The sequence below is a fragment of the Blautia sp. AF19-10LB genome, from assembly GCF_003461245.1.
Classification (GTDB): Bacteria; Bacillota; Clostridia; order Lachnospirales; family Lachnospiraceae; genus Blautia_A; species Blautia_A intestinihominis.
Genome location: NZ_QTWS01000068.1, coordinates 1 through 7,708 on the forward strand (window position 1 = coordinate 1; position 7,708 = coordinate 7,708).

Annotated in this window: 6 protein-coding genes; 4 read left to right on the forward strand and 2 right to left on the reverse strand. The window is 46.3% G+C overall.

What is annotated here, in order from left to right:
* Positions 1-210: 210 nt before the first annotated feature.
* On the reverse strand, positions 211-1,569 hold the full coding sequence (locus tag DWX28_RS18675) for a M20 family metallopeptidase (RefSeq protein WP_118254639.1): 1,359 nt from the start codon (positions 1,567-1,569) through the stop codon (positions 211-213).
* A gap of 68 nt (positions 1,570-1,637) precedes the next feature.
* On the reverse strand, positions 1,638-2,522 hold the full coding sequence (locus tag DWX28_RS18680) for a 4Fe-4S binding protein (RefSeq protein ID WP_022213413.1): 885 nt from the start codon (positions 2,520-2,522) through the stop codon (positions 1,638-1,640).
* A gap of 122 nt (positions 2,523-2,644) precedes the next feature.
* On the opposite strand from DWX28_RS18680, the gene DWX28_RS18685 reads away from it, so the two are divergent.
* The 4 genes from DWX28_RS18685 (at position 2,645) to DWX28_RS18700 (ending at position 7,407) form a co-directional block, all read left to right on the forward strand.
* The gene (locus DWX28_RS18685; RefSeq protein ID WP_022213412.1) at positions 2,645-3,556 is read left to right on the forward strand and encodes a LysR family transcriptional regulator; all 912 of its coding nucleotides are present in this window, start codon (positions 2,645-2,647) and stop codon (positions 3,554-3,556) included.
* A gap of 37 nt (positions 3,557-3,593) precedes the next feature.
* Positions 3,594-4,562 carry an RluA family pseudouridine synthase gene (locus DWX28_RS18690; protein ID WP_118254641.1) on the forward strand — a complete coding sequence of 323 codons (969 nt, stop codon included), beginning with the start codon at positions 3,594-3,596 and terminating at the stop codon, positions 4,560-4,562.
* Between the two features lie 96 nt (positions 4,563-4,658).
* Positions 4,659-6,008, forward strand: a complete 1,350-nt coding sequence (locus DWX28_RS18695; protein ID WP_022213410.1) for an MATE family efflux transporter — start codon at positions 4,659-4,661, stop codon at positions 6,006-6,008.
* Positions 6,009-6,072: 64 nt separating this feature from the next.
* Entirely contained in the window at positions 6,073-7,407 is a 1,335-nt protein-coding gene (locus tag DWX28_RS18700) for an MATE family efflux transporter (RefSeq protein ID WP_118254644.1), read from the forward strand.
* The last annotated feature ends 301 nt before the right edge of the window (positions 7,408-7,708 follow it).

Genomic DNA, 7,708 nt, shown 5'->3' on the forward strand with positions numbered 1-7,708 from the left:
TACCCTGCATTACTGCAACGCACCGAGTTTAGCTACACGGCTCACTGGCGATTACCGTGGCCGGACTTACACCGGCTAGTGTGGTTCAGCTTCGCTGGACACACTACAACAAAAAGGACATGGCAAGCTCCACCATGTCCCCATTTGAGTCAAGCGGATATTCGCACTCCGCTTTGCTACTTGCTTATAACCAAATAGCAGTTGATCTGGTTAGATTGCAAGAAGATTCTTGATCGCTTCCATATAGATAAGCACAGCTTCTTCCATTCCAGATACAAGAATAAACTCATCTGCGCCGTGGATACGGTAGTCGATCCCCGGCATTTCCGGTCCGAATGCGATGATGTTTTTGAGTGATTTCGCGTAAGTTCCACCGCCGATCACCATCGGTTTGTTCTCTGTATCGCCTGTAACATCTACGTATGCCTTGTACAGAGCATTTACAAGCGAGGATTCTCTCGGGAAGAACAGTGCATCACCGATCATATGAACCTCGATACGTCCGTTCTCATCTTCCAGTCTGTCCGCACACATCTTGCGGACTTCGTCTGCTTTGAGAGTAACCGGTACACGAATATCAATCGTACTGGAGATCACTCCATCTTCTGTCTTGACGATTCCATTACACAGAGTCAGCTCACCAAATTCATCTGCAAACTTAAGTCCAAGACCGGAACCATCACAGGCTGTACCGATATGTTCATTGTAGAATTTCACAAAGTCATCTTCGAATCCTGCTTTGGCAAGACATTCAAATGTCACACCTGCCGCATTGACACCAAGAGTCGGTGTGCTAGCATGTGCAGGAACTCCCTTTGCATAAATGCTGATCTCACCGTTCTCTTCTGTCACTTTGTATTCCTGAAGTTTGGTTTCTGCAAAAGCTGCTTCCAGTTTGTCCTTCAGTCCGGTTTCTGCCGGAACGACTGTATTGCAGGTATCACACACAGCATTGGAAACAAAACCTCCGTTCATGGAAATGATCCTGGTATTCTTAGAATGTGCTGTCATCATTACCATGCCCTTCTCACCGTGGATGCACGGGAAGTTTGCGTCTGGTGTGAATCCGCAGGATACTTCTTCTGCAACTTCATTGTAATGCTCCATGCATTTGGAACCTGTCTCCTCATTGCAGCCCATGATCAGACGAACTCTCTTGTTGAGTTTCACTCCGGAATCACAGAGAAGCTTCATTGCGTAAAGAGCTTCCAGAACCGGTCCCTTGTCATCTGTGGTTCCACGTCCGTAAACATGGTCACCTTCTCTGGTAAGTTTGAACGGATCATAAGTCCAGTCACCGCCGACCGGAACGATATCAAGATGTCCTGCAATACCGACGATTTCTTCGCCTTCGCCCATCTCAGCATAGCCGCAGTAATTGTCCAGGTTTACGGTCTTGAATCCGAGTTCATCGGCAATCTTGAGTGCTTCCTCAAGTACCTTTGCAGGGCCTTCGCCAAAAGGCATTCCCTCTGCCGGAGTCCCAAGCTGTGAATCGATCGCAACCAGTCTTCCGAGATTTGTCAGCATTTCGTCTGTTAATCCATGAATCTGTTCTTTTATTTCCATAATCATTGCCTCCAGTTTGTATTAGCTTTCGCTGAAATTTCCTCTTCCCCTATCCTAACAGATATTGGTCAGGCAAGCAACTCTTTCTCCACATTTTCGAAACCAATCCGCTCAATTGTTTCTGCAAAACGTTCTCCTTTGATTCCGTTATCTCTGAAGAAAAGGATTGCTTTCTCGATAACGTCAAGTGCCTCTTCTTTGGATGTAAAAATCCTGCCAAGTGCTCTTCCCTTTGATACTTTTTTGCCCCAGCGTCCGCCGATGTAGATCTTGTATCCGTAAGTACCGTCTTCGATCGTGTGGAACGGGCATTTTCCTACGCAGCGTCCACAGTGTCTGCACGCTTCTTTGTCGATCTGGATCTTTCCATCAATGACCTTTGCAACTTTGTTTGGACACGCGGCTTCAATCGCACATTTTTTGCAGCCTTTGCAGACATCTGTGTTGACTTCCGGGATCCTCTGTCCAATAATCCCGACATCATTCAAATTCGGTTTGACACAGTTGTTCGGACAGCCGCCTACTGCGATCTTGAATTTATGCGGCAGTGCGACATCGCTGTATCCTTCATAAAAACGTTTGTAGATTTCCTCGGAGATCGCATAGGAATCCAGGAGTCCATACTGGCAGGTTGTTCCCTTGCAGGATACCACCGGACGGACTTTTGCTCCCGTTCCTCCTGTCACCAGTCCTTCTTTTGCGATGAACTGCTGGAATTCTTCAATCTTATCATAAGGGATTCCCTGGATCTCTACGGAAAGTCTCGTTGTATACAGTAGATTTCCATTGCCAAATTTTTCGGCTGCTTCTGCCATACAGCGGTGCTGTGCTGCGGTTACTTTTCCATTTATCGTAAGGACCCGTGCCGAAAACAGATCGGTTCCTCTGTTGTTCAGAAATCCCATTCCTTTGACTCTTTTTTCATCTTCTTTGCTGACTGTTAATGCTGACATCTCTATACCTCATTCCATGTTTTTTTCATTTATAATTCATAATATACCACTTGAGTATGTATTTGAAAAATGATATTATTTTATAGAAATGATAGGTATTTTCTATATTAGGAGAATGTAAAATGACGATACGACATCTGACCATTTTTGTTGCAGTAGCTGACCAGGGCTCTATGAGTGCAGCTGCCGCTCATCTGTATTTATCGCAGCCTACCGTAAGCCAGGCGATCCGCGAGCTGGAAAAGCATTACAACGGGCTTCTTTTTGAACGCCTCGGCAAAAAGCTTTACCTCACAGAACGCGGAAATCTGCTTCTGCCGCAGGCGCGCAGTCTGATCCGCCAGTTCCAGCAGCTTGAAGAACTGATGCTCAACCAGGGACAGTCCTCCACATTGAAACTCGGTTCCACGATCACGATCGGAACGTGCCTGACTCCTTTTCTGATCCCGAAACTACAGAAAATCTGCCCGGATGTCAGGGTCCATTCTTATGTGAGTAATACCAAGGACATTGAACAGAAGCTCCTTCGTTCTGAACTGGATGCCGGAATCGTTGAAGGCGAGATTCTTTCTCCTGACCTTACCGTTCTCCCGATCATAGATGACTGCCTAGTGCTTGCCGCAGGTAAAGATCATCCTTTTTATCAGAAAAGCTGTATCCAGGTACAGGATCTCGCCGGAGAATCTTTTGCCATGCGCGAGCAGGGAAGCGGAACCCGGCAACTTTTTGAAGACTATGCAGCGAGGCATCAGATTTCTGTTCAGACAGTCTGGGAGGCAAACAGTCCCCGTACACTCCTGAATGCGGTGCTTTATGACCGGGTGCTTTCTGTCATGTCTCTCCGGCTTATGAAACATGAGATCCAGCACAATACGATCCGGGTTTTTTATAACCAGAATGGCGAATGGAACCGCAAATTCAAGCTTGTCTATCACAAAAACAAGTTTCTGACCCCTGCGATCTATGAACTGGAAAAACTGCTCCACACGTACAAAAATATCAAACTCCCGACCAATATGGGAATATTGGAATAAAAATCCCAATCTCACTTATAATAAAGGAACGCTTCTTATGGAAAAATATATCAGCTTTACAGTCCCGTCTGATTCAGCCATTTCTACCGTCGGTCAGGTTCTTCGTGCTCAGGGACACCTGACAAAAAAGCAGATCAGCCGCGCCAAATTTCTTCCGGATGGCATTCAGAAAAATGGCATCCGCTGCCGGATCACAGAATTTGTCCTTCCCAGTGACGAAATCCAGGTCTGTCTGGAAACTGCGGAAACTGCTTCTGAACAGCTTGTTTCGGGCGATTTTTCTTCCCTTGAGATTCTGTATGAGGATCAGGATATTCTTGCGGTAAATAAACCGGCTGGCATGCTCACACATCCGTCCGGAACACATTATGCGGACACACTTTCCAATCTGGTAGCTGCTTATTTTCAAAACAAAAAGGCCTCCGTCCGTGTCCGCCCGATCGGACGGCTCGACAAAGAGACCTCTGGTATTATTCTGTTTGCCAAGAATCAGGTTGCGGCGCAGCGGCTTCAGGCACAGCGTGAAGAGCATGTTTTTCGTAAGGAATATCTTGCCGTTGTAGCTGGATATCTCCCAGAAGATCCTGCTGATCTCTGGCATACCATTTCTTTTCCTGTAAAAAAAGTATCTGACCACCCACTGCGGATGCAGGCTGTTCCTGCTCCTGACGATAATTGCAGTACTGATGCTTCTCTGCTGCCCGCAGTTACGCATTACTGTACGCTTTACAGTGCAGCAAACTGGTCACTGGTATCTCTCCGCCTGGATACAGGCCGCACGCATCAGATCCGTGTCCATATGAAAGCACTTGGGCATCCGCTTCTGGGCGATACTTTGTACTATGAGCAAAAGCTGGACAATTTTTCTGTACAGCCATCTTTTGCCCGCACTGCTCTCCATGCCTGGAAGGTATACTTCCGGCAGCCATTTGAAGGAAATGAGATCAGGTTGACCGGAACACTGCCGGAGGATTTCAGAGCGATCATACCTTATTTGCCGCTCTGAAAAATCATCTGTTCTTATAGTTGACAGTGTTGCCTGTTCGTGTGAAAATAGGACAGATGCAAGTGGATTTTATTTTTATGTATTGGAGGATTTTTTATGTCAGATCAGGTTCGTGATATGACGAAGGGTTCCCCGGCGAAGCTGATCCTGCTTTTTGCAGTGCCGCTGATGCTGGGGAATATTTTTCAGCAGTTGTATACGATGGTGGATACGATCGTTGTCGGACAGGTTGCCGGGGTTCAGGCTCTGGCTGCCCTTGGTGCGGTGGAATGGATCATGTGGATGGTACTCGGCGTTTCTACCGGAGTTACACAGGGGTTTTCTATTCTGATCTCGCAGCATTATGGTGCCCGGAAATGGAGTGACCTTAAGAAAGCAGTTGCACACAGTTATCTGCTTACAGCGGTCACTGCTGTTTCGCTTCTGATCGTCAGTCAGCTTGCTGCCAGATGGATCCTGGTGCTTTTGAATACACCGGATAATATTATTGGGATGTCGTTGATCTATCTCAGGATCGTTTTCTGCGGAATTCCGATCGTTGCCGCCTATAATATTTTTGCCTCCGTGCTGCGTGCTCTTGGCAACAGCCGAACGCCTCTGATCGCTATGCTCATTGCTTCTGTTATCAATGTGGTCCTGGATCTTGTTTTTGTTGCCGGGCTTCACTGGGGTGTAGCCGGTGCTGCTCTTGCTACGGTTACTGCTCAGGCTTTTTCTGCTCTGTACTGTTTCGTTGTGGTGAAAAAAATCGATATTGTACATACTTCCAGAAGTGATTTTGAACATGTGCCGGGACTGAACCGGAAACTTCTTGGACTCGGCGCTCCGATCCTGTTTCAGGATGTGATCATTTCTGTTGGCGGTCTTGCTGTACAGTTTGTGATCAATGGATATGGATTTCTGTTTGTTGCCGGATTTACTGCAACGAATAAGCTTTATGGTGTTCTGGAGATGGCTGCGATCTCCTATGGATATGCAGTGGTTTCCTATGTTGGGCAGAATCTTGGTGCAGGTAAGATCGGGCGTATCAAAAAAGGTGTGCATGCCAGTGCTTTTCTTGCATTTCTGACTTCAGCATTTATCAGTATCATGATGTTTCTTTTTGGAAAAACACTGCTCTCTATGTTTATTTCCGGTGACCCGGCACAGACGGAACAGGTGCTTGCCATTGCATGGCATTATCTGTCCATTATGGCTTCCTGCCTCTGCATTTTGTATTTCCTGTATGTTTACCGTTCTGCGCTACAGGGGCTTGGAAATACGATGATTCCTATGCTGAGTGGTGTTGTGGAATTTTTTGTCCGGGTTGGTGTTGCTCTGCTGCTTCCGAAACTTGTCGGACAGAATGGGATTTTTTATGCGGAGATTGCCGCATGGACGGGAGCGACGGTGCTTCTTGTCGTCAGTTATTATATCAGTATTCGTAAATTTAAAGCGGTAATGTAAAAAAGTTATTGACTCTACAACCATTGTAATGTTTAAAATCAGATGGAAAGGAGTCAATAATTTTATGGAAAAAAATCTTACTTCCGGCAGTGTTCTGAAAAATATCATTTATTTTTCACTGCCATATCTCTTATCTTATTTTCTACAGACTTTATATGGCATGGCTGATCTTTTTATCATTGGTCAGTTTGAGGGGATCGCGAGTACTACTGCTGTCTCGATCGGCAGCCAGGTTATGCATATGATCACTGTTATGATCGTCGGCCTTGCCATGGGTTCTACGGTTACCATTGCACAGGCAATCGGTGCCAGGGACAAAAAAAGTGCTTCCAGAACGATTGGAAACACGGTTGCTTTGTTTATGGCTGTTGCTGTTGGGCTGATGGTGATCCTGCTTCTTCTTGTTCATCCAATTGTATCTGTGATGTCTACCCCTTTGGAAGCGGTAACTGGAACTGTGGCTTATCTTACGGTGTGTTTTATTGGGATTCCATGTATTACGGCGTATAACATTATCAGTTCGATTTTTCGTGGGATCGGGGATTCCAAAAGTCCGATGTATTTTATTGCAATTGCGTGTGTGGTGAATATCGGGCTGGATTATCTGTTTATGGGATATTTACACCTTGGTCCGGTTGGGGCTGCGCTTGGTACTACTTTGTCGCAGCTTGTGAGTGTGGTCATTGCACTGATCGTGATCATGAAAAAGGAAACCGGGATTTCTTTGTCGCGGAAGGATTTTCGTCCGGATCATAGATTTATGAAGAAAATTCTGAATATTGGCATTCCGGTTGCGCTGCAGGATGGATTTATCCAGGTTGCTTTTATTGTGATCACGGTTATTGCCAATCGACGTGGATTGGATACGGCGGCGGCTGTGGGGATCGTAGAGAAGATCATCAGCTTTTTGTTTTTGGTTCCTTCTTCTATGCTTTCTACGGTTTCTGCTCTTTGTGCACAGAATATTGGGGCGCGGAAGCATGAGCGTGCTTCGAGGACGCTTCGTTATGGGATTTTGATCGCGGCTGGATTTGGGGTGATCGTGGCTGTTGTGATACAGTTTGTTGCGGGACCTGTGGTGTCGTTGTTTACTTCGGATGCGACGGTTGTTGTGCTGGGAAGTCAGTATATCCGGGGATATATTTTTGATTGTATTTTTGCGGGGGTTCATTTTTGTTTTAGTGGGTATTTTTGTGCTTATGGAAGGTCGGGATTTTCTTTCCTGCATAATATCATGTCGATTCTCCTGGTGAGGATACCAGGGGTGTATCTGACTTCGTTGTGGTTTCCGGATACGTTGTTTCCGATGGGGATTGCGACGGCTTGTGGGTCGTTGTTGTCGGTGATTATTTGTTTTATTTTATTTAAATGGATGCTGGCGCATCCGGCGAAATCCTGAGGGGGAAGGTATCTCGGAGTCTGCGAAGGCCGAAGTTTCCCCTCAGACTCCCCCTTCTTGGCCACGCGGCTTTAGTGTGGGGACGGGCGTGCTTTGCGCCGCCCTGTGGGTTGGGGGAAATTGGAGGAAAAGGGGAAAAAGAGAATTAAAAAAAAGCTAGAGCGAATTTTGCTCTAGCTTCTTCTTTTCGTATATTCAAAACCACATACATGTTGACATTTCTGAATCAATTGACCATGCTTTTCTTGGTCAAGCCCTCACCCTATTAGTAGCAGTCAGCTCCATGTGTTACCACACTTCC